At 59.7% G+C, this 22,032-nt stretch carries 19 protein-coding genes and 1 riboswitch; of the genes, 10 read left to right on the forward strand and 9 right to left on the reverse strand.

Translation table 11 applies throughout. The annotated features are described in order from the left end of the window. Positions 1-37: 37 nt before the first annotated feature. A complete protein-coding gene (rnd, locus tag DW003_RS06385; RefSeq protein WP_118388157.1) occupies positions 38-1,171 on the reverse strand; it encodes a ribonuclease D in 1,134 nt (377 codons plus the stop codon). Positions 1,172-1,269: 98 nt separating this feature from the next. Here rnd and DW003_RS06390 point away from each other — a divergent pair, with 98 nt between their 5' ends. From DW003_RS06390 to DW003_RS06410, 5 genes are all read left to right on the forward strand, one after another. Then, positions 1,270-2,187 carry a diacylglycerol kinase family protein gene (locus tag DW003_RS06390; protein ID WP_117637502.1) on the forward strand — a complete coding sequence of 306 codons (918 nt, stop codon included), beginning with the start codon at positions 1,270-1,272 and terminating at the stop codon, positions 2,185-2,187. A gap of 410 nt (positions 2,188-2,597) precedes the next feature. After that, positions 2,598-4,400, forward strand: coding sequence for a C69 family dipeptidase (locus DW003_RS06395; protein ID WP_158573191.1), 1,803 nt, complete (start codon positions 2,598-2,600; stop codon positions 4,398-4,400). Between the two features lie 408 nt (positions 4,401-4,808). Further along, complete coding sequence (locus tag DW003_RS06400) at positions 4,809-5,381, forward strand: hypothetical protein (RefSeq protein ID WP_118388161.1); 573 nt, start codon at positions 4,809-4,811, stop codon at positions 5,379-5,381. Positions 5,382-5,487: 106 nt separating this feature from the next. After that, the gene (locus DW003_RS06405; RefSeq protein ID WP_118388162.1) at positions 5,488-7,239 is read left to right on the forward strand and encodes an ABC transporter ATP-binding protein; all 1,752 of its coding nucleotides are present in this window, start codon (positions 5,488-5,490) and stop codon (positions 7,237-7,239) included. Further along, positions 7,232-7,978, forward strand: coding sequence for an energy-coupling factor transporter transmembrane protein EcfT (locus tag DW003_RS06410; protein WP_117770124.1), 747 nt, complete (start codon positions 7,232-7,234; stop codon positions 7,976-7,978). Before DW003_RS06405 ends, DW003_RS06410 begins: the two co-directional genes overlap by 8 nt. A gap of 125 nt (positions 7,979-8,103) precedes the next feature. Here DW003_RS06410 and DW003_RS06415 read toward each other — a convergent pair whose 3' ends face one another. Together DW003_RS06415 and DW003_RS06420 are read right to left on the reverse strand one after the other, a co-directional pair. Next, positions 8,104-8,850, reverse strand: a complete 747-nt coding sequence (locus DW003_RS06415) for an aspartate/glutamate racemase family protein (protein ID WP_233502622.1) — start codon at positions 8,848-8,850, stop codon at positions 8,104-8,106. 84 nt (positions 8,851-8,934) lie between these two features. After that, positions 8,935-10,191, reverse strand: a complete 1,257-nt coding sequence (locus tag DW003_RS06420; RefSeq protein ID WP_099431498.1) for an ATP-grasp domain-containing protein — start codon at positions 10,189-10,191, stop codon at positions 8,935-8,937. A 223-nt stretch (positions 10,192-10,414) separates the two neighbouring features. Here DW003_RS06420 and DW003_RS06425 point away from each other — a divergent pair, with 223 nt between their 5' ends. Together DW003_RS06425 and DW003_RS06430 are read left to right on the forward strand one after the other, a co-directional pair. After that, complete coding sequence (locus tag DW003_RS06425) at positions 10,415-11,047, forward strand: MOSC domain-containing protein (protein ID WP_118388164.1); 633 nt, start codon at positions 10,415-10,417, stop codon at positions 11,045-11,047. A 234-nt stretch (positions 11,048-11,281) separates the two neighbouring features. Then, on the forward strand, positions 11,282-12,415 hold the full coding sequence (locus DW003_RS06430; RefSeq protein WP_117776421.1) for a glucosaminidase domain-containing protein: 1,134 nt from the start codon (positions 11,282-11,284) through the stop codon (positions 12,413-12,415). Between the two features lie 37 nt (positions 12,416-12,452). On the opposite strand, the gene DW003_RS06435 is transcribed toward DW003_RS06430, so the two are convergent. From DW003_RS06435 to DW003_RS06455, 5 genes are all read right to left on the reverse strand, one after another. After that, positions 12,453-13,832: a protein kinase gene (locus DW003_RS06435; protein WP_158573192.1), complete on the reverse strand. Its 1,380-nt coding sequence runs from the start codon at positions 13,830-13,832 to the stop codon at positions 12,453-12,455. 98 nt (positions 13,833-13,930) lie between these two features. Continuing rightward, positions 13,931-14,353 carry an XRE family transcriptional regulator gene (locus tag DW003_RS06440; protein WP_117637494.1) on the reverse strand — a complete coding sequence of 141 codons (423 nt, stop codon included), beginning with the start codon at positions 14,351-14,353 and terminating at the stop codon, positions 13,931-13,933. 33 nt (positions 14,354-14,386) lie between these two features. Beyond that, positions 14,387-14,830, reverse strand: coding sequence for an FxLYD domain-containing protein (locus tag DW003_RS06445; RefSeq protein WP_055309781.1), 444 nt, complete (start codon positions 14,828-14,830; stop codon positions 14,387-14,389). A gap of 164 nt (positions 14,831-14,994) precedes the next feature. Then, positions 14,995-15,315, reverse strand: a complete 321-nt coding sequence (locus DW003_RS06450) for a hypothetical protein (protein WP_118388168.1) — start codon at positions 15,313-15,315, stop codon at positions 14,995-14,997. 2 nt (positions 15,316-15,317) lie between these two features. After that, positions 15,318-16,505 carry an amidohydrolase gene (locus DW003_RS06455; protein ID WP_118388170.1) on the reverse strand — a complete coding sequence of 396 codons (1,188 nt, stop codon included), beginning with the start codon at positions 16,503-16,505 and terminating at the stop codon, positions 15,318-15,320. 145 nt (positions 16,506-16,650) lie between these two features. After that, positions 16,651-16,819, forward strand: a riboswitch (Lysine riboswitch). Between the two features lie 65 nt (positions 16,820-16,884). Here DW003_RS06455 and dapA point away from each other — a divergent pair. The 3 genes from dapA to dapD are packed head-to-tail and all read left to right on the forward strand — an operon-like array spanning position 16,885 to position 20,686. After that, positions 16,885-19,194 carry a 4-hydroxy-tetrahydrodipicolinate synthase gene (dapA, locus tag DW003_RS10070; RefSeq protein ID WP_118388172.1) on the forward strand — a complete coding sequence of 770 codons (2,310 nt, stop codon included), beginning with the start codon at positions 16,885-16,887 and terminating at the stop codon, positions 19,192-19,194. Continuing rightward, positions 19,187-19,927: a 4-hydroxy-tetrahydrodipicolinate reductase gene (gene dapB / locus DW003_RS06465; protein WP_233545535.1), complete on the forward strand. Its 741-nt coding sequence runs from the start codon at positions 19,187-19,189 to the stop codon at positions 19,925-19,927. Before dapA ends, dapB begins: the two co-directional genes overlap by 8 nt. A gap of 39 nt (positions 19,928-19,966) precedes the next feature. Further along, positions 19,967-20,686 carry a 2,3,4,5-tetrahydropyridine-2,6-dicarboxylate N-acetyltransferase gene (dapD, locus tag DW003_RS06470; RefSeq protein ID WP_082437754.1) on the forward strand — a complete coding sequence of 240 codons (720 nt, stop codon included), beginning with the start codon at positions 19,967-19,969 and terminating at the stop codon, positions 20,684-20,686. A 244-nt stretch (positions 20,687-20,930) separates the two neighbouring features. Here the strand turns inward: dapD and DW003_RS06475 are convergent, their stop codons facing one another. Beyond that, positions 20,931-21,935: a nucleoid-associated protein gene (locus tag DW003_RS06475; protein ID WP_117583913.1), complete on the reverse strand. Its 1,005-nt coding sequence runs from the start codon at positions 21,933-21,935 to the stop codon at positions 20,931-20,933. Positions 21,936-22,032: the final 97 nt, after the last annotated feature.

The raw sequence follows: 22,032 nt of genomic DNA on the forward strand, positions 1-22,032 counted from the left end.
CTGTTACGCGGTTTGGTAAAACCGCGTAACTATATACCTATAACAACTCAATCTTTCCGTCCTTCACGGTGAGCCCCATATTGCCGGAAAGCAGATCGTCCAGACGCGAGCCCACAAGCTCAAAACGCCAGCCTTCACGCAGGGGGCTCTGCTCGGGATGCTCAATGTAGTCAGCCAGGTCATCGCGCGAGGCAATGACCGAGGTCGCCACTCCCGAGCGTTCGGCAACCAGGCGGATGAGCGCGCACATGAGGTCGGTCACGCTCTCCAGCTCCGGCGAAATCTGGCGATGCCCACGCAACATGAGCGGCAGGCGATCGTGCGGGCAGCTCGCACCGCGCTTGATGGCCATGAGCGCACCGTCCACGTCGCGCTCCCCCAGCTGATCGGTACCGCGAATGCTACGGAACTCCTCAACGCGCACGGGATTGCGCTTAACGAGTGCAAGCAGCGTGTCATCGGACATGACCCACTTGCGCGGGATGTTACGGCGCTCGGCGCGATCCTCGCGCCAGGCGGCGAGCTCGCGCGCGATGCCCAACTGGTGACGGCTGCACGAATTGATGCGTTTGACCTTACGGAACGCCTCGTGGCGATCGGCGCGATAGTGCGACTCGTCAGCCAGCGGGCGAAGCTCGTCGAGCACCCAGTCCACGCGGCCCAGCTCGCGCAGGCGGCTCATCATCTCGGTATAGGCGACGATCAGGTACTTGACGTCATCGATCGCGTACTCAATCTGCTTATCGGTCAGCGGGCGACGCGACCAGTCGGTCAGCGACTCGGTCTTGGGCAGCGAGACGCCGCAAAACGTCTGCACGAGCGCGCCGTAGGAAATCTGCTGGCGCTCGCCCAAAAAGGCGGCGGCCACCTGCGTGTCAAAAATCGGACGCGGCAGCACGCCTACGGTATGAAGCATAACTTCCATGTCCTGCGAGCAAGCATGGAACACCTTGGTCACGCTCTCGTCGGCCATGAGTTCGGCCAAGGGAGACAGGTCGTCGATCACCAGCGGATCAACCGCGACGCTCTCGGCAGGAGTGGCAATCTGGACCAGGCACAGGCGCGGATGGAACGTGCGCTCGCGCAAAAACTCGGTATCGACGGCAATCGCGTCAAACTCACGGGCGCGCTGACAAAAGTCGAGTAGAGCCTGATGTGTGGAAATGTACATATCAACCCATCGAATAAGGTTAGGCCCGAAAAACACGGGTAGGATATCGGCATTGCCTTACAACTATACTCGGTTAGTCACAGAACGGGAACGTAAGTATGCGCTGCCTTATCATCCACAACCCGGCATCGGGCCCCAGCTCAGATGAAATCTACGCGTTCACGCACGCCCTCGCGCAAGGCGGCGACGAGGTCGTGATGCGTTTTATCGGCGATGGCATGGAGCCCGAGGACGCCGTGGCAGACGTGCGCGAGTTTGATCGCGTGGTGATTTCGGGCGGCGACGGTACCGTCTCCAACGTGCTCGACCAGATGCGCGGATGCGGTGTCCCCACGCTCGTCTTCCCCTCCGGCACGGCCTGCCTGTTCTTTAACAACATCGGTAATGCCCCCGAGGCAGCGGCGCTTGCCAAGGCTTGCCGCGCCGGTCGCACGGTCAAAGTGGACATGGGCGAACTCTTTTGGCTCGACGAGAACGGCAACGAGAAGCGCCACGGCTTTATCATCATCGCCGGCTCGGGCTTCGACGCCGAGATCATGATGAAGGCCGCCCCCACCAAAAACGATATCGGCGAGATCGCCTATTTCCTGTCGGCGCTCGCCACACCCAACCCCACGGTGGCGCACTTTACGATTGAGCATGACGGCATTGTCGAGGAGCTCGATGGCATCTGCTGCATGGCCGGCAACACCTCGGTTATCCAAAACGACATCAACCTGTTCCCCGATTGCCGCATGAACGACGGCATGGTCGACATCGCGGTCATCGAACCCGTGCGCACCGTTCAGCTGCTGCCTACTGTGATCACCGCTGCGCTTGACCCCGCCGGCAAGGTGCTCGGCCGTCCGCAGTTCAAGATCATCCAGACCAAAGAAGCCAAGATCACCTGCACCCCGTCGCTGGGCATGCAGTTCGATGGCGAAATCATCTCCAGCAACTCGGGCGTCTTTGGAGCCCGCGCACTTCCGCAATGCCTCGACCTCATCGTCGACGAATTCTCCCCACTCGGAAAATAGGAGGACCCCATGAACGACAATCCCCTGATCGGCTTTATTGTCATCGTCTTGGCCATGCTCGTCGGTTACGCCATCAACGTGATTCACCGCCGAAAGAAGTAAATCCACATTGGTATGATATTCATCCAGTTATCGACTCTCCCGCTGTTTATGCAAATCCTAAACAGCGGGAGAGTTTTCTTTTTGACCGCCGTCTAATGCTTTATTCAGCTACAGTAAATGCAGGGCGCCTTTATTTAACTAAAGCCATAAAATGAGTATTATTATCCGTTCATCGTATATTTCTTCACGCTCATCGAGCAAAGGCTGTTGTCGAGTGAATACTCTTTACACTTCCTTTAGGCTAGTAGATGTATTTATTAGCTGAAACTCCGTACGGTTTCGCGGGGTTTCAACAGTTGGGAGGGATTATGAGGTTTACTCATCCTGTCAACACGCTCAAGAAGCTCGGCTGCGGCCTTGCGTTTGGAGCAGCGGCTATCATGGCCATGCCGACTTCGGCACTCGCCTGCACCCAGATCTACATGGGCAGCAAGCTCACGGCAGACGGCAACACGTACTACGGCCGTTCCGAGGACTTCGGTCCGCGCTACATCAAGCACTTTGGCATTGAGCCCGCACACAAGGACGGCAACGAGTACACCTCGGTCGAGTCCGGTTTTGAGTACAAGTCCAAGGGCGCAACCTACCGCTACACCTTCGTTCGCGACAACCCCTCGCAGTGGGAAGATCGCTACGACGCATATTCCGAGGCAGGCATCAACGAGAAGGGTGTCTCCTGCTCTGCCACGTTGAGCACCTCCTATAACGAGAAGGCCGAAGAGGCCGACCCCATCACCGAGGAGACTGGCATTGGCGAATACAACTACGCCAGCGTCATTCTGGGCGAGAGTGCCACGGCCCGCGAGGGTGTCGAGCTCCTCGGCAGCCTGATTGACGAGCAGGGCGTCTGCTCCAACGACCAGATCATCATTGCCGACAACAACGAGACCTGGTTGTTTGCAGCGCTTTCCGGCCATCAGTGGATCGCCATGAGGCTCACTGACGATATCGCCTCGCTCAACCCCAACATCGGCAACCTCACCTATGACGTCGACCTCGACGACACCGAGAACTGCCTCCACTCCGAGGGCATCGAGTCTATGCCTAAGGAGAAGGGCTTTGCCGAGTACACCGACGGCAAGTTCGACGTCGCCAAGACCTACGGCGAGGAGATTGGCGAGGCCGGCATGCACCAGTGGTCGCGCTATATCCAGGGCCGCGATTACTTCATGGCTCCGCTTGCTGAGGGCACCGACTACAAGATCGTCAAGGACGAGCGCGAAGACGCTCGCGCGACGACCGGCGCCCTGGTCCACGAAATGCAGCCGCTGTTCTTTACGCCCGGCAAGTCCGACTGGAACACCTTTGAGATGATTCGTTCCTTCGCCGCTCGCGGCGAGAATGTCGCCGGCCTCAACGCCAACACCGATGGCGCGTATGCCATCGGCTCCAACCGCAACACCGAAATCCACACCTTCCAGATCCGTCACGGCATGGACCCCGAGATCGCGACCATCCAGTGGGAGATGCTCTCCAACGCCGAGTTCTCCGTCGCTATCCCCCTCTATTCCGCACTGCTCACCGAGGTCAGCCCCTACTTCAGCGATCAGGATGTCTCCTTCGATCACTGCGAAGAGGAAGACGTCGTGAACAACGAGGAGCCCAAGAACTCCATCAACTACGTCCTCATGGACATCAACACGCTCGCCTATGAGAACCGCGACCACTGCGCCACCGGCGTCCGCGCCTATCTCGACGCCCTGCAGAAGGAGCTCATCGAGCAGAACCTGACCGTCGACGAGGCCATGCAGGCCGAAGAAGGCACCGAAGCCCGCACCGCCCTGGCCAACAAGGCCGGCAAGGCTGCAACCAAGAACACCTATGTTAAGTGCAAGGCCATGCTCGAGGAGATGCGCGACTACCTCCAGGAGGGCGATTTCTCCGAGGAGTTCGTCCCGAGTGACTACGATGCTGACAACGACTGCCTGGTCGAGTCCATCACCTACGCCGACGAGGCCCTTTCCGATGAGGACGTGGCCGAGCCCGAGGCCGAAGAGGAAGAGGTCACCGAGGAGAAGTCCGAGGGCAACAACATGGCCGCCATGGCCGTTGGCGCCGTCGTCATCATCGGTGTCTGCGCCTACGTGATCTATCGTCGCAAGAAGGCCTAAGGCCCTCATGTCTTAGCTGAGCGGACAAGGCAGCAATGGCAGCCTCGCCCGCTTAGCCCGCTCTTTTGACCGACGGGAAACCCGCCTGAAATCTTTTTAAAAAAGATTTCCCCGCACACACTTCGCTGTGCTATAGTGCAGCGCAACAGCAACTAGGTGCGACCGCGCCACGGCATCACGAAAGGAGCCACCAACATGAAGAACACGATGAAACCTCTCAACAACTGGTGGTGGCGTGATGCGAATACGATCGGTCGACAGTGAGTCCCTCACGCCTGTTTTTGCGCTCTAGGTGATTGGAAGGCCTCCGGTTTCGACCGGGGGCCTTTTTCTATCTCGAGCCCGATCGCATTCGCATCACGCGCCTCCGCTTTTCTCTTGCAATCCCCTTCCGAAAGGATTTTCACCATGTCTCAGAACACCACCGCCACCCAGCCCCGCACCGTCCATACCGCCGATCGCGGCAAACTCGATGTCCGCGCCCTCGTCCTGCTCGCCATCCTACTCGCCGCCGGCTTCATCCTCAACTTCACCGTCGGCAAGGCAATCTCGGGCATCTCGGGCGGCATGATCAGCCCCGAGTTCATCATCTCGGCCTTCTGCCTCACCATCCTGGTCGTTCGCCCCAACATCGGCCAGGCGCTCGTCATTGGCCTCATCTCGGCTGCCGTGATCCAGATCACCACCACTTCGCCGTTCGTCGATTTTGCCGCCGAGGGCATCGCCGCCATGCTCATGGCCGGCATCGTCAACGCCGCCGGCAAGAACGGTCAGGTCAAGCCCGCCATCGCCATCGTCGCAACCTTCCTGACCACCTTTGTCTCCGGCGCCATCTTCATGGTCATCAAGATGGCCATGCTCGGCGTGGTCGGCGAGCTCGCCGCCGCCATGTTGCCCGTCGTCGCCATGACCGCCGTCTTTAACGCCATTCTGGTCGGCGCCCTCTACCTGCCCATCCAGAAGGCCCTGAAGCTCAACTAACCCACAGTGCCCCATCGGTAAAGACCGTCCCAAACAACTAGCTCTTGGGGACGTTCTTAAACGACTAGTCATTAAAGAACGTCCCCAATGACCATGAAAGGTATCCATGGAAACGATCATCAACGTCGACGATGTCTCGTTCTCCTATGGCACGCAGACCGAGCAGGCGCTCAGCCACATCTCGCTCAGCGTGAACAAGGGAGATTTCATCGGCATCATCGGGCCCTCGGGCGCCGGCAAGTCCACGCTTGCCGCCTGCCTGTCGGGTGCCGTGCCCCACCACTACACCGGCACGTTCTTTGGGGCCGTCATGGTTGACGGCCACGACACCTGCGAGGTCTCGTTGACCGACGTGTCGCAAATCGTCGGCAGCGTGCTGCAGGATATCGACACGCAGATGGTCGCCTCGGTCGTCGAGGACGAGATGCTCTTTGGCCTCGAGAACTTTGGCGTTCCCCACGACCAGATCGAGCGGCGCGTGAGTGAAACGCTCGAGACCGTCGGCATCAGCGACCTGCGTGACCGCGAGATCGCCACCCTCTCGGGCGGACAGAAGCAAAAGGTGGCCATCGCTGCCATCCTCGCCATGCGTCCGCGCGTCTTGGTTCTCGACGAGCCCACCGCGGCACTCGACCCCGCCAGCTCCACGTTGGTCTTCGAGACGCTGCGTGAGGCAAACCGCGCGCTTGGAATCACCATCGTCGTCGTTGAGCAAAAGGTCGCCCTACTCTCGGAGTACTGCAACCGCGTGCTCGTGCTCAACCATGGCGAAATCGCGCTGCAGGGCGAGCCACACGAGGTCTTCGCGCATACCGACGAGCTCCGTGCCATCGGCGTCGACTGCCCTCGCGTCACGCGTATCTTCAATAGCCTCGAGGCCGATGGCCTGGTAAGCGGTACCCCTTGCTTGGATGTCGATGAGGCCGAGCGCCTGATTTCGGGCATTGTCGACCCCGCACACGCGGCCAGCGAAGCCCAGGCGCCCGCCGGCTCCCCGCATGCACCGTCGTTGCGCCCGCACGCCAAGGACGCCGAGCCCGTGCTCACCTTCGATCACGTTGAGTTTGCCTATCCCAATGGCGGCGCCGCCGTACACGACCTCAACCTGACCCTCTATCCCGGCGAGCTCGTGGGCATCGTCGGCCAGAACGGTGCCGGCAAGACCACGCTCACCAAGCTGCTCACAGGCCTGCTTAAGCCCGCCTCGGGCAGCGTGCGCGTTACGGGGCTGGACACCGCAGCCGTTCCCACGAGCCGCATCGCCCGCGAAGTCGCAACCCTCTTCCAAAACCCCGACCGCCAGATCTGCAAGGATACCGTACTCGACGAGGTCGCTTTTGGCCTGGAGCTTGCCGGCATCGACCGTGCCGAGGCTCTGCGTCGCGCTCGACTCGTTATCGACCGCTTTGGCCTGCCTGCCGATGAGGCACCTTTCTCGCTTTCGCGCGGCCAGCGACAAATGGTGGCGCTTGCCTCCGTCGTAGTTGTTGAGCCCAAGATCGTCGTGCTCGACGAGCCCACGAGCGGCCTTGATTACCGCGAGTGCATGACCGTCATGGAAACGGTGCGCACCATGGCCGAGCGCGGCTGCGCCGTGATTATGGTCTGTCACGACATGGAAGTCGTTTCCGACTTTGCCGAGCGTATCGTAGTAATGGCCGACGGTCGTATCCTCGACCGCGGCCGCACGCACGAGCTATTCTCGAACATCGAGCTCATGCAGCAAGCCTACGTTGAGCCACCTCAGGTCATAGAGCTTTCTCATCGTCTGGCATCCTCCGTCTCTCCCGTCTTTGCACAGGTGAGCGAGGTCACCGATATCGTTCGCATTACCGAGGAGATGGTCCACCGTGGTTAACGTCATCGACTATATGCCGGGCGACACACTGCTGCACCGCTTGAACCCGGTCGTCAAACTGGGCCTTGCCGCCGCCATCATCATCGGCATCTTCCTGTCCGACACCTACGTGGCGCTGTTGGGCTTTTTGGCACTCACCCTCGCACTGGGCGCCTATGCCGGTGTCGTCGACCGTCTGCTCTCGCTACTCAAGCTGCTGATTCCGCTCGCACTTATCATGCTGGTGCTTCAGCTGGCCTTTATGCGCGACGGCAACATAGTGTGGGGCTTTATCACCGACACGGGCCTCATTACCGGATCGAAGGCCTGCCTACGCCTGTTGGGCGTGGCGCTGCCACTCATCCTCATGCTTATGGTGACCAAGCTCAACGACCTCGCCAACGCCTGCGTTGAGGTGCTGCACGTGCCGTATCGCTATGCCTTCACCTTTACCACGGCGCTACGCTTTGTGCCGGTGTTTGGTCAGGAGATGAACGCCATCATGGAAGCGCAGACCGCACGCGGCGTCGAGTACGACACCAAGAACCCCATCAAGAAGCTTAAGCTCATGCTGCCACTGTGCGTGCCACTGCTCATCTCGAGCGTGGGCAAGACCGATGCCACAGCCTTGGCGGCAGAACAGCGCGGCTTCTATCTGCGTACACGCGCCAGCTCGTACAAGCGCTACCCCATCAAGGGCCTGGACATCGCCGTGCTCATCGTCAGCATCGCCCTCATCGCCATCGGCTTCCTGTTCTAGTTCGCCACCGGCAGCAACCGCCCAACGCAAAAGGCCTCGGCTCGCACCAAACGAGCCGAGGCCTTTACTGTTTCACCAGATAAAACCTACCAAAATTAACCTGTCCCTTTTTGACAGGTCGGAAGCTAGAGGCGGTAGGGGGCGCCGCTGCGGATGATGGATTCGCGCACCAAGACATCCATGGCATCGAGGGTGATCTCGGGCATCTCTCGATACTTCTGCAGCACCGATAGCTCGGTGCAGGCCAGAATGACACGGTCGCAGCCGCTACGGGCGAACTCCCACATCACGCGGTCGAACTTATCCATATCGGGCTCACGTCCGGCTTTCACATCATCGTAGATAAGCGACATCACATCGTTCTGACGTTTCTCGCTGGGATAGACGACCTCAACACCCGCAGCCTCGCATTCGCGGCCGTAGACGCCCGCGCCCACGGTTCCGTCGGTGCCCATGATGCCAATCTTGCGCACCGGCTCGGCCGGCATGCTCAGGTTGGGGTCGAACTCGCACTCCCCCATCACCGCACCCGCAAGGGCATAGCGCACCGACTCACGCGGCATGTGGATAATCGGCACCTTCGTAAACGACTGGATCTGGTCGTAGAAGTAGTGTGACGTGTTGCAGGGAATGGCAATGTGCGCACAGCCCAGCGACTCGAGTGCCTGGGCACACTCTTTCATGGTCGCCAGCAGCTTGGCGTGCTCGCCGGTCTTAATGGCCAGCGTGCGGTCGGGCATGGTCGACTTGGAGAGCACCACCATGTCGATATGATCCTGATCGCAGGCAGCAGCCGTATGACGCACTACCTGGTCGTAGTAATACGACGTGGCCTCGGCGCCCATGCCGCCGATAACTCCCAGCTTTTCCATCGCCGCCTCCTTGGTGACGCTTGCGCAATTGCGCGTATCATACCCGCGCCCGCCCGATGTAAACCGGACGGGCGCCGCACTCATCTACTTGTAATACGTCTTGAACAGCTTAAAGTGGCGCAGCTTGGTGTGCCACATGCGCAGCCAGCGGTTAAAGACAAAGTCGCCCTTCATAAACGAAGGGTCGGCGCCCTTGCCTTCCTTGTCCAGGCGATGCACCTTAGCGCGCAGCTCGGGATCCTTGACGTACTTGTCGACGACGCCCATGGGGACGACCATCCACAGCGCCTCGTCCTGCGCCGTCACAAACTCCGGCTCAAACGGGCGGTTGAACACATACTCGTCCACCACATACTTGGCAACGTTAAAGCCGCTGTTAGTGACGTAGTAGTTGCTGCGACCTTGGCGCGTGTTGAAATCGAAGAACTTAAACGAGCCGTCGCGCTCGTCGTACTTAACGTCAAAGTTGGAATAGCCCACAAAGTGAAGGTCCTCGAGCAACTTGCGCACGCCGCCCATGAGCTCGTCATTGGGCTCGGTGATGATACAGGCGTGGTTGCCGACACCGTGAGGCTGATGCTCCTCGAGCAGCACGTGACCCAGGCACATCATGCGCACCTTGCCGTTGCGGTCGGAATAACTGGTGAGCACGCGCATGTACTCGTCATTGCCGGGCACGCGATCCTGCAAGATCAGGTCGTCGGTGTAGCCGCTGGCATACGAGTCGCGAATGACCTGTTCCAGCTCGGCACGGTCGGCAATCTCATAGGCCTTTTTCTGGCCCTCGAACTCGTGCTGCCACCACATGATGCCGTCAGAAGGCTTCAGAATCATCGGGTAGGGAAAATCGATCTGGTCGAGCACTTCGGCAGGCGCCTCGCCTTGGGCGTTCAGCATCGCCATGGTGAAGGTAAAGGTATGCGGATAGGGCACGCCATGCTTCTCGCACAGCTCGTAGAAGATCTCCTTCTTCTGACACTGCTCAAGCATGCTATAGGGAGCGTAAGGCGCGACGATGTTATCCGCCAACTCATGGGCATCCTTGGCCTGAGCCACGAGGGCAACATAGTTATCGCCACAGCCCACAAGGACAATCGTCTTATCGGCATGCGCTTGGGCAATGCCGTTGACGGTCCTGAGCATCACGGGCATGGTATCGATATCCACGTTGGGCGTGTAGTCGATAATCTGGCTGCGGTACGCGGGACCCGTCTGATACTTGCCAAAGACCAGACTCTTGACCTGGTACTCCTCATAGAAGGCGCGCGCCACCGAATAGGCGTTGATGTCGCCACCGAGCAGCACGGGAATGAACTCGCGCTCTGTAAACTGCAATGCCATGGAAACTTCCTATCATGAACTGCCCACACAACGGGGCGGTCTTTGCGCAACTGATTTATTCTAGCGTGCCAAGCCGCCGGCGCCCAAAGCTCCACCGTATCTATGGCAATCGACGCAATCGTCCAGCACGAAGACGGCGCTCACCGTTGTATGACAATGGGCAATGAACCTACCATTGTTGTAGGATTCAGCGTATTGACATCCTCGAACGAAAGGCGCGCACGTGCCCCAAGACCATCCGACCGATAATCCTATCCTCAATGCCACGAAGCGCGAGCTGGCGGAACGCGCACAAACGGCCGTTCCCCTACGCACGACAAACGATGCCTACGACAGGCCCGCCCGCATCGTCTCAATCAACACGTCGGCGCACAAGGGCACACGCAAGTCGCCCGTCGCCGATGGACACGACACCGTTATAGAACAATTTGGCCTCGCCTCCGACGCACACGCCGGGCATTGGCACCGTCAGGTTTCCTTTTTGGCCGCAGAGTCCATCCAGACGGCGCAGGCCCGCGGGCTCGATGTGCGCAAGGGTGACTTTGGGGAGAATTTCACCACGCAAGGCATCAATCTACTCTCGCTCCCCATGGGCACGCAGCTCAAGCTTGGCAGCGAGGTGCTTGTCGAAATCAGCCAAATCGGCAAGGTCTGCCACACACGCTGTGCCATCTACTATCTCGCCGGCGACTGCATCTTTCCCCACGAGGGCGTTTTTGGCGTGGTGCTAAAGGGCGGAGAGGTCCATATCGGCGACGACATCCAGGTGGTCAAGCTCGGCGACGGCACCTGCTCGTTCACCCCTGCCGAGGCCCTCGAAGAGATTGAGCGGGCTCGTCAGGAGGGCACGCTGTAGTTGTAAAACCCCACGTTGAGATAGCTTTTACAGCCCAAAACACCTCTCAAATAGGGCTCCGTAACGTTAAAGTTGAACTCTATGGTTTCTCAACAATTCATCATAACTGCAGGTCAAAGCCAAAGCCTCAAGTTCAACTTGACCCTTTGGAACCTTTAAGGTTCAAGTTGAGGTCGAAAGCAGTAGTAGAATACCGTTCGAACCATAACCCACGATTGATTGCAGAGGGACTGGATGCAGCATTCGAATCATCGCGCCGCAGCGCTCATTGCGTCGAAGCCGGCTCGTATCATCACGAGCGCCGCGCTCGCCGTTGCGCTGACGGCCACGCCGATGCTCTCCCCCGTTGCGGCGTATGCCGCCTCGCAGGCAACGCAGGACCAGCTTTCCGCAGCCCAGCAGAAGATCGAAGCCGCCACGAGCGCCTACAACGACGCCCGCACCAAACTCGATGACCTGCAAAAGCAGATTGACTCCAATGAGGCAAGCATCGAGGAAATCGAGGCTAAGCTTCCCGAGCAGCAGGCCAAGGCAAGCTCCGCCATGCGCGATCTGTACAAGTATCAGAAGGGCACCAACCCCATCGTGAGCTTCCTGGTCAACGCGCAGAGCCTGGGTGAGTTCATCACGACCTGCAAATACACCAACCAGATCACGAGCTCGAGCGTCGACGAGATCGAACAGCTCAATAACATGCAAACCGAACTCGAGCAGAACAAGGCTGAGCTCCAGCAGGCCAAGTCTCAGCTTGAGGCAGAGCAGAAAAACGCCGAGGATGCGTTGGCTCAGGCCCAGCAGCTCCGCAGCGAGGCGCAGGCAAAAGCCGAGCAGGAAAATGCCGCCGAGCTTGCCAAGCTTGAGGCCGATAAGGCCGCTGCCGCCGAGAAGATCTCGGGCGAGGGCGTAAGCGGCAACAATTCCAGCAGCCAGGCCACCAACACCAACACCACCATCGACACCACGGTGAACAACGCCAATACCGGTAGCTCCGATTACGATTCGTTCATTAATGAGTGGACGAGCCGCATCGACAATTATCTCGCCGGCTCCCCCATGGCAGGCCAGGGCTATAACTTTGCCGTCGCCGCTTGGAATACCGGTGTCGACCCCCGTTGGTCCCCCGCCATCGCCTGCATCGAGAGCACCAAGGGTGCTTATTGCGCCAATTCTTACAACGCCTGGGGCTGGAGTGCCCGTGGCGGCGGTTGGCGCAGCTTTGGCAGCTGGAGCGAGGGCATCTCCGCTCACGTTGCCTATCTGGGCGCCAACTACGGCTCCACCCTTACCCCGGCAGCGGCCAAAAAGTACTGCCCGCCCACGTGGCAGGACTGGTACAACAAAGTCGCCGCTCAGATGAACCGCATCTAGGTGCAACTGCAAAGGGCCCCAATGGGGCCCTTTTCTTTTAGGTAGCGGAGGTATCGACGACGCCGGTCGCATTGGCAACCGCGACTATGACGATCATGCATAGGAGCAGCACACCCAATGCCTTGAGCCAAAGTTTCGCGAGTTTCTTGCCGCGATAGCTGTCGAGCAGTGCGAATCGCCGACGAAGACGGCGCTTATCGAGCAGCGCAAAATGCATAAGCACCATAAGGCCATCGACAAAGAAAAAATACTCGATTATGAGAAGCCACGTCGGGTAGCTTTGGTTTGCTCCCGTGGGGTGAAAGACGGCAAAGTGACTTCCGGCAAAGAACACAAGTAGCGAGAAGCAGACGAGCGCATTCCAAATGCGCCCCAGAGACTCCGGAACGCGAGAGAGCGGACCGCATGCAGCGGAGGCGGCAGGCCTAGGAAGCCCTGCGGGGTTCTGGAGCCCTTGGAGCGTCAACACCGTCTCCGAGGCCGGAGTACGGACAGGCGCAGGTGTAGGAGGCCGCACGGGGCGGCTCAGATCGTATGCCGAGCGCGTCGCCCGTCCCAACGCTTCCGCACTCGCAAAACGCTTGGCCGGGTCGAGCGCCATCGACATGCAGACGGCATCGGCAAGTGGAGTGGGAATGCCACGCGCCTCGCATTGCTCGCGCATGTCGAGCCCTGGTTTAGGGTCGACTCCCGTCAAGCAGAAGAACAACAGGGCGCCCAGTGCGTAGACGTCGCTGCGCACACTCGTCTGCCCAAACCCATACTGCTCGGGCGGCGCATAGGGTCGCGTGCCAAACTTGACGGTGTCGGCATCGGCGCCATCGCGCCATACGCGCGCGATCCCCAAGTCGATAATCACCAGCGACGAAAACGTCAGGCCCTCATCGAGCGTACAGTTCGCACCCGTCACGATGATATTCGACGGTTTGAGGTCGCGATGGATCACCGGCGCCGACGTCTCCCCCGCCATTGCAAAACCGGCGTGGAGCTCGCCCACGGCATCGCATAGGGCAGGATACAATTCACGCGCATAATCGGGGGTGGCTCCCAGACGGTCCACCAGCGCCCTGAGCGTCTCCCCTTCGATGTATTCCATAACCACGTTGAGCTCGTCGCCCACACGATGACAATCGACGATTCTGGGCAGGTGCTCAAAACGCCTGCCTGCCCGCTGGGCGGCAAACAGACGCCCGTATGCCCCGCCGATTTGAGCCGAAGCATCGATGCGTTTACGGACAAAGGGGCCGAGCGAACCACCGCCGGTTCCTTCAAAGTACACGAGCTCGGTTGTTTCAACGGACGAGCGCTTAAGTACACGCTCCACGCGATAGCTGTCGTCGCGATCGAGCGACGCCAGATGTTCGGCAAGCGCTGCGGTCAGCTCGTCATTGGAATATGTTGTGGTCTGAGTATCCATAGCCTCCATCATAGCGCAGGGCGCAGACACCCCATGGCATCCGCGCCCCGTTCGTTTGCATCGTTGTTCGGCAGCTCCGCCGGCTCAGATATCAGCCGCTAACTCACCGTCTCCTCGCCAAAGCGATACAGCTCCTCGTTGACCTTTTGGAGGCTGCACCCGCGATCGATGCAAAAGATGATAATCGCATCACGGCGATCCTTGCAGTTGAGGACGCTTACCCCGGCAGCCGTCAGTGCACGGTTGGCCTCTTTGAGCGTCAGCGCCATCGCAAAGGCAATCTGCAGCACCTTATTGCGACTCGGGTGACGCGCACCGGTAAAGATCTGATAGCCGAAGGTCTCATTGAGATCGGCCATACGAACCACGCGCGAGCGCTCCAAGCCCTTTTCCTGCAGCAGCTGCTTCAGGTAGTCCGAAAGCGACGGGGCGGCAAAGTCGTGCTCCCTGATATAGCCATCGATGTTCGGCGCATCGAGAAGCTCATTGAGCAGCTCCTCGGTCAGCTTTTTATCGGGCATACGACTTCACCTCCCCCCAGTGCATGCAACATGCTAAAAACCGCTTACATCCGAACGCTCCCAGCTAGCAACCTGGTCAGGAGACACCGTACCCAGCGCCTCGAACTTCCAGGAGCCGCCCGCCTTCAGATGATTGGTGTTTGCAAGAGCCGTTCCAACCTGGTTGCCATCGGCATCATACAGAACATACTCAATCTGAATATAGCTCTTTTCCTTGTCCGTGTTATTGGTCAGCGTGCCCGTGATCTTATAGGCAAACTGATTGGAGGTGTCTTCAGCCTCGTCAGCAATGGTATACGGTTCTTGCGGTTCTTTTTGCTCCTCAGCCTGCTGTGTCGCCTCGGCAGGTTTTGCCGAATCGCTCGCAGACGAATCGGTTGAATTGCCACCCATAGAGCCCACGGCACCGACGATAACCAGCACCACGATGACGCCTAGGACAATCTTGCCGATCGGCTTCTTTCCCTCTTTTGCCATTATGCATCCTTCCTATGATCCGGCTACCGCGCCGGCACACAGCACATCGTAGGAAGGATTAAACTTGAATTCATTAGCTGAGAGCTAAAGTTGCGGTAAACGGCCAATGCGGTTATCCGAACGCCGAGCAAACGCACTTTGCGCGACCGTCTGCTGGCAGTGCATCAACCCAACGTGACGGATTCCCCGGTAAAGGTACTCACAAGCAACAGGATAAAGAAAACTAAATAGCTGATGCTCAATAGGTAGGCGACGACTAAAAAGATGGTCCATCCGACATTGGTCTTACCATCGGCACGACGTTGCTCGCGAGAACGGCACAGCCAGACCGTCACGCCAATGGCCACAATCAGCAGCACGAGCGCCGCCGCGGCCAACCCGGCAAGCGCAAACATCACGCCAATGCTCACAGCAATAACCGGAAGCAGCAGCAAGCCACACCCGCATCCACCCGGACTATATACGGAAGACTGTCGGCGCTTCATCGTCACTCCAAGTTAAGCAATCGTTTGTAGACATCGAGACCTTTGAGCAGGATTTCCTCGTCAAAGAGCATGGTATCGGTATGCAGGGCGCTCGTGGCATAGGCGGGGCAGCCATCCGAATCGATCGGGTTTTCTTGTCCCTCCGGCATGCCCGTACCCAGCAGGAAGAACACACCCGGCAGATGGCGCTGATAGAAGGCGAAGTCCTCGGCGATTAGCAGTGGCTCGTCCACAAGTTGCAGCTCGGACAAGGCAGGCGCAATGTGGGCGAACAGCTCGGGGTCGTTATCGACCGGCGGATAGCCCTCGGCAAAGTCGAGGTCGTACGTACAGCCTGTTGCGGCGCAGACCTCGTCCAACACGCGGCGCACGCCCTCGCGCGCACGGTCGAACATACCGTCCGTAAATACGCGGAGGCTGCCAGCCACATGGGCCTCCCCCGCCACCGCATTGCAGACGGTGCCAGCCTGCAGCAGGCCGAACTTACCAATGCAGGGCTCGTCGGCACCTAACTCGTCCATGAGCTTGCGCTCGGAAACCAAGAACTTGGCCGCTGCCAGCGCGGCATCATGCGATTCCTCGACTGGAACGCCGTAGGTCTTGGCGATATGGATGCTCGCGCCATGGATATGAATGTGCGTCTCGCTTGAGCGCGCCAGCAGCGGACCGGAACAGCTCGCCAACGTGCCGGCGGGTAAATCGGGCCATACGTGGAAGCCAAAGATGCGATCCGCCCCGTAGCGCTCGAATACGCCGCTCTCGCACACCGTCTTGGCGCCACCAGTCGTCTCCTCGGCCGGCTGAAACACAAAGAGCACATTGCGCTTAATGGCGCCCGGCTGCTCACGGATCGTACGGTCGACGAAGGTTGCCGCCGCAAGCGCCATGGCCATGTGTCCATCGTGTCCGCAAGCGTGCATCTTTCCGGGATGCGTCGAGGCAAAGGCCGCGCCCGTCGCCTCCGCAATGGGCAGGGCGTCCATATCGGCGCGAATCGCCGTGGCATGCGCGGCGCCCGTGCCGGCATCGAAGAAAGCGCAGACGCAGCTGGGACACGGATGGGTCACCTCGCAGGCGAGCGGCGCCAACACGCCCTCAATATAGGCGATAGTCTGCGGAAGATCGAAGTCGAGCTCCGGAATGCGGTGCAGGTCGCGACGATAACGACGGAGTTCTTGGAGCTCGGTCATAGAGGTTCCTTTCATGGGTGCGCGTCGGTTGCCATCTATTGTGCCGCAAGATTGTCACACCCTTATTTCCAGCATATCCTTGCATTTTTTAAACGTTATATACGAATACTCTTGTTTGGTAAAGTGCAACGTGGTAGGGTCTTTACCACTTGATAGAGGCGCGGGCACGAAGAACCGCGGGCGAGCCGGCAGGCTTTGACCCCGTGGGGAGGCGAAACCCGCCGAACTGGGTTTTTCGGGCACGAACAACCTGGTGGGCCTGCGGGAAACACCCGCAGGACTGTCTGCAGCAATGCGGGAGCGCTATCCGGACATGGGGTCCACGCTATGCGGATTCGATGCGCAGGTAGCGCCGTCTGGATAGCGAGGTTTACGGGACATGTCACTGACTCCCAACGAGGCATATGCGGCAAAGCAGCCGTTTGTGGACAAGGAGACGCTCGAGCATATCGTCGAGCAATTCCCCACGCCGTTTCATCTATATGACGAGGCGGGCATCCGCCGCAACATGCAAGAAGTGCGCGACGCCTTTGCCTGGAACCCGGGCTTTAAGGAATACTTTGCCGTCAAGGCCAACCCCAACCCAGCGCTCATCTCCATTCTCAACGAATACGGCTGCGGCTGCGATTGCTCGAGCTATACCGAGCTCATGATCGCCCGCTCGCTGGGCATCACGGGGCACGACATCATGTTCTCGTCCAACGACACGCCCGCGGCGGACTTTGAGCTCGCCGACAAGCTGGGCGCTATCGTCAACTTCGACGACGTCAGCCACATTGAATTCTTTGAGCGCGTTGCGGGGCCCATTCCCAAGACGGTCAGCTGCCGCTTTAATCCGGGCGGCCTGTTCCAGCTCTCCAACGGCATCATGGACAACCCGGGCGACTCCAAATATGGCATGACCACCGAGCAGCTCTTCGAGGCCCTCCGCATGCTCAAGGCCAAGGGCGCTGAGGACTTTGGCATCCACGCATTCCTTGCCAGCAACACCGTCACCAACGACTACTATCCCAAACTCGCGCGCATTCTCTTTGAGCTTGCCGTGCGCCTGGAGCGCGAGACCGGTGCACACGTCGCCTTCATCAACTTATCCGGCGGCGTCGGCATCCCCTACCTGCCCGAGCAGCAGGCTAACGACATCCATGCCATCGGCGAGGGAGTGCACGCGGCATACGACGAGATCTTGGTTCCCGCCGGCATGGACGATGTGGCCATCTGCACCGAGATGGGCCGCTTTATGATGGGCCCCTACGGCTGTCTGGTCACCAAGGCCATCCACGAAAAGCAGATCTACAAGGACTATATCGGTGTCGACGCAAGCGCGGTCGATCTGATCCGCCCTGCCATGTATGGCGCCTACCACCACATTACGGTGATGGGCCAGCCGGGTGGCTCCGACAAGACCGCGGCGCCTGTCACAAACACGTACGACATTACGGGCAATCTGTGCGAGAACAACGACAAGTTCGCCATCGATCGTGAGCTGCCGCATATCGACATGGGCGACCTGCTTGTGATCCACGATACCGGCGCGCATGGCTACTCCATGGGCTACAACTACAACGGACGCCTGCGCTCCGCCGAGGTGCTGCTGCGCCCCGACGGCTCGGCCGACCTCATCCGCCGCGCCGAGCGCCCGGGCGATTATTTTGCCACACTCGATGTGCTGCCGTGCGGCCGAGAGCTGCTGGCCAAGTCGCGCGCCGAAAGTGCTCGCCGTCGCGCTCAGGACGAGCGCTTGACCGTCGCCGCCCAATGGAATAAGCGCATCCAGATCGCGGAAGCGAAGGTGAAGAACATGGATATCCGCAACCTCGAGGGCTCAATCGTCGCCCTTGTTACGCCGTTTAAAAAGGACGGCAGCGTCGACTTTGACGCACTCGAGCGCCTTATCGATTTCCACCTGCAAAATGGCACTGACGCCATCCTCACCCTGGGTACCACCGGAGAGAGTGCCACGATGACCGACGACGAGGACAACTCCGTTGTCGCCGCAGTTGTCAAGCAGGTTGCGGGCCGCGTCCCCGTCATCGCCGGCTCGGGCTCCAACTCCACGCAGACCATGCTCACCAAGTCGCTCACCTACCAGGGCCTGGGTGCCGATGGTCTGCTGCTCATTACCCCCTACTACAACAAGTCTAACGAAGAGGGCGTCTACCAGCACTTTAAGACCGTGGCCGACGCCGTGGACATCCCCTGCATTCTGTACAACATCCCCGGCCGCTGTGGCTGCGGTATCAGCGAGCACAACGTAGAGCGCTTGGCCGCACACCCCAACATCATGGGCATCAAGGAGGCCTCGGGCAACGTCGCCTACGCGGCCAAGATCGCCCACCTGCTGTCCGATGACTTCCGCATGTACTCGGGCGAGGATGCACTCACCGTGCCGCTCATGAGCCTAGGCGCTTCGGGTGCCATCAGCGTGTGGGCCGACGTACAGCCGCAGCTCGTGCACGACATGTGCCGCGCCTATCTGGACGGTGACGTAGCGCGCGCCCGCGATATCCAGATTGCCGGCCAGCCGCTCATCAACGCCCTCTTTAGCGAGGTCAACCCCATCCCCGTTAAAGAAGCGCTCGCCCAGATGGGTATGATCGAGGCAAACTACCGCATGCCGCTGTGCCCCATGGCCGACGATACGCGTGCCGCACTTACCGATGCTCTGAAGGGAGCTGGTCTGCTTGATTAAGACCGTCATTATGGGAACGGGTCGCATGGGCTCGCTCATCCGCACCACTGCCGAGGGTATTGTCGATACCGCCGGACAGCCCGTTTTCGACATTGTGGCCCAGATCGGTTTTGACCTGTCTGAGCTCGAAAGCGCCCCGGCAGCCGACGTCATCATCGACTTCTCGAATGTCGTGACCTTCGATGCCGTCGTTGCCTATGTCGAGCGTACAGGCGCGGCGTTGGTCTCGGGCACCACGGGCTATACGCCCGAGCAGATGGATCGCCTGCGCGAGCTAGGTCAGAGCGCCCGTGTCATGCACTCCGGCAACTACTCCATCGGCATCGCGGCCCTGCGTCATCTGGTGGCACAGGCCACGCGCGAACTGCCCGGCTTTGACTGCGAGATCGTCGAGACGCACCACAACCAAAAGGTCGATGCCCCCAGCGGTACCGCCAAGCTGCTGCTCGATGCCGTTGTCGAAGCCGAGCCCGAGGCAGGCTACCACCCCGTCTATGGCCGCGAGGGCATGTGCGGCGCGCGCGACCCCAAGGAGATCGGCATGCACTCGCTGCGCGGTGGCACCGTTGCCGGCGTTCACGAGGTGAGCTTCTTTGGTCAGGACGAGGAGGTCACGCTCGCGCATCGCGCCACGAGCCGTCAGATCTTTGTCAACGGCGCCCTGGCAGCCGCGCAGAAGCTCGTCACCCGCGAGCACGGCTTCTATACGTTCGACCAGGTCATGTTTGCCTAACCAACTATCTACCGTACCCACGCAAAGGAGAAACAGCATATGAGTAACGCAGCCGAGATGGATGCCCAGGAGATCATCAATTACATCGCCACCGCGCCTAAAAAGACGCCCGTCAAGCTGTATGTGCGCGAGAAGCCCGGCATGAAGGTTGCCTGGGGCGATGCGCACGTCTACGGCGGCCGTCGCGGCAAGACCGTCTTTGGCGACTGGGATGAGCTCAAGGCAATCCTCGACGCTAACGCCGACTCCATCGACTACTACGACGTAGAGAACGATTGCCGCAACTCCGCCGTGCCCATGCTCGACCTCAAGGGCATCAACGCCCGCATTGAGCCGGGCGCGATCATCCGCGATCGCGTCGAAATCGGCGACCGCGCCGTCATCATGATGGGCGCCATCATCAACATCGGCTCCGTCATTGGTGAAGGCTCCATGATCGACATGGGCGCCGTGCTGGGCGGCCGCGCCACCGTGGGCAAGAACTGCCACATCGGCGCCGGCACCGTGCTGGCAGGTGTCGTGGAGCCCGCAAGCGCCACGCCCGTCATCATCGAGGACGATGTCATGATCGGCGCAAACGCCGTGGTCCTGGAAGGCGTGCGCGTGGGCAAGGGCGCTGTTGTCGCCGCCGGCGCCGTGTGCGTCGAGGACGTCCCCGCCGGCGCCGTCGTGGCCGGTGTCCCCGCCCGCGTCATCAAGATGCGCGACGAGAAGACCGACAGCAAGACCGGCCTCGAGGAAGGTCTGCGCCAGCTGTAATTGTTACGCGGTTTTACCAAACCGCGTAACGGCTCGACGCTGCAAACGCCCCTAAGCGGCAATCTGACGTTCAATCGTCGGTCGCGTACCGAAGTACGCTTCCCTCCTCTTTCACGTCACCTTGCTCGCCTAGGGGCGTTTTCGCTGACGTATGCTCAGTCTGCAACTCAATTCAGCTCCAAGCAAAAAGGCCGAAGTCCCGAAGGGTTTCGACCTTTGTTTTTCTGCAGCGTCCAAGCGCAGTTTATCTATTCTCGATGCTGCCGATGTTTTTGAGCTCGATGGAAATGAGGCCGTTGGGCTCGTTGACGAACTCGATGTACTCGGAGTTCGAGCCCATCTCGGCCGGAAAGCTGATCTCGATGCCCGTATCGGTACGAATCTTGTGGTTGCGCACGGCCGCACGCTCGACCTGCTTGCGCTCCACGGGCACACGCTCGGGCACCTTCTCTTCGGTCAGCGCCGCGCGTACGCTCTCCTTGATGACCGGCTCGTCCTCAAAGACCTCATCGACGATATCCCAGGGCGGCAGCTCCTCGTCATCCTCAACCTTCTCGGCAACGGCAGCCTTAACCTTAGCGAGCGCTACGGCCGTATTGGCACCGTGCTCCTCGGCGACTTCCTCGACCACGCGCGTCACGGTGTCGATGACCTCCTTGCCCGACACGCCCGTATCGCACTGCAGCAGACCGTCGGGAATGAGCATGCGGTCTTCGCCGGCAATCTTGCGCTTCTTGTCCACATAGCCGATCTCCATGGTGCTCGCACGCACGATGGCATAGCTTGGCACCTTTTGGGAAGGATTCGGCAGGATAGCATAGTGGCGCGCGATGTCGTTGCGTACCTCGCCCTCCTCGCGGCCCACCTCGTGCATAAAGGCCTGCTTGGAGCCCAGCAGCATCACGGCAAACCAGCGGGCATCCTCATCGTCGTCAAAGTCGGCCACGAGCACATCGGTGGACTCGGCTTTTTCGGCCTTGGTAAGCTCGGAGGAAATGAACTCCGCAATCTGCTGCGACAGGTCTACGAACTCGCGCTCGCCAAAGAAATAGCCCTTGAGCTCGCCGCCAAACGCAGAGTTCTCGGCAAACGCGGCGCGTTTATTGTCGGCCGAGGTACGTGCGCGGCGCAGATGCGTGGTCACGAAGTTGCGCACGGTACGGCTCTCGATATCGAGCTCGCGCTGGCTCATAACGTTGACGGCAGAGTCAAAGTCCAGGATATGCAGAATCGCATGATTGATTTTCATATACGGCATTCCGTTCTAGATTGAATTGAGCACGAACCAGTATAGCGGTCGAGCCCGCCCCAGGCGCATCGAAGATTGGTGCATCGGGGACAGGTTG

The sequence above is a fragment of the Collinsella sp. AF36-3AT genome (assembly GCF_003475205.1).
GTDB lineage: Bacteria > Actinomycetota > Coriobacteriia > Coriobacteriales > Coriobacteriaceae > Collinsella > Collinsella aerofaciens_AF.

Excerpts from the sequence above, each read along its gene's own strand:
- rnd (WP_118388157.1), bottom strand. The coding sequence starts at position 1,171 with ATGTACATTTCCACACATCAGGCTCTACTCGACTTTTGTCAGCGCGCC.
- DW003_RS06390 (WP_117637502.1), top strand. The coding sequence starts at position 1,270 with ATGCGCTGCCTTATCATCCACAACCCGGCATCGGGCCCCAGCTCAGAT.
- DW003_RS06395 (WP_158573191.1), top strand. The coding sequence starts at position 2,598 with ATGAGGTTTACTCATCCTGTCAACACGCTCAAGAAGCTCGGCTGCGGC.
- DW003_RS06400 (WP_118388161.1), top strand. The coding sequence starts at position 4,809 with ATGTCTCAGAACACCACCGCCACCCAGCCCCGCACCGTCCATACCGCC.
- DW003_RS06405 (WP_118388162.1), top strand. The coding sequence starts at position 5,488 with ATGGAAACGATCATCAACGTCGACGATGTCTCGTTCTCCTATGGCACG.
- DW003_RS06415 (WP_233502622.1), bottom strand. The coding sequence starts at position 8,850 with ATGGAAAAGCTGGGAGTTATCGGCGGCATGGGCGCCGAGGCCACGTCG.
- DW003_RS06420 (WP_099431498.1), bottom strand. The coding sequence starts at position 10,191 with ATGGCATTGCAGTTTACAGAGCGCGAGTTCATTCCCGTGCTGCTCGGT.
- DW003_RS06430 (WP_117776421.1), top strand. The coding sequence starts at position 11,282 with ATGCAGCATTCGAATCATCGCGCCGCAGCGCTCATTGCGTCGAAGCCG.
- DW003_RS06435 (WP_158573192.1), bottom strand. The coding sequence starts at position 13,832 with ATGGATACTCAGACCACAACATATTCCAATGACGAGCTGACCGCAGCG.
- DW003_RS06440 (WP_117637494.1), bottom strand. The coding sequence starts at position 14,353 with ATGCCCGATAAAAAGCTGACCGAGGAGCTGCTCAATGAGCTTCTCGAT.
- DW003_RS06445 (WP_055309781.1), bottom strand. The coding sequence starts at position 14,830 with ATGGCAAAAGAGGGAAAGAAGCCGATCGGCAAGATTGTCCTAGGCGTC.
- DW003_RS06450 (WP_118388168.1), bottom strand. The coding sequence starts at position 15,315 with ATGAAGCGCCGACAGTCTTCCGTATATAGTCCGGGTGGATGCGGGTGT.
- DW003_RS06455 (WP_118388170.1), bottom strand. The coding sequence starts at position 16,505 with ATGACCGAGCTCCAAGAACTCCGTCGTTATCGTCGCGACCTGCACCGC.
- dapA (WP_118388172.1), top strand. The coding sequence starts at position 16,885 with ATGTCACTGACTCCCAACGAGGCATATGCGGCAAAGCAGCCGTTTGTG.
- dapD (WP_082437754.1), top strand. The coding sequence starts at position 19,967 with ATGAGTAACGCAGCCGAGATGGATGCCCAGGAGATCATCAATTACATC.
- DW003_RS06475 (WP_117583913.1), bottom strand. The coding sequence starts at position 21,935 with ATGAAAATCAATCATGCGATTCTGCATATCCTGGACTTTGACTCTGCC.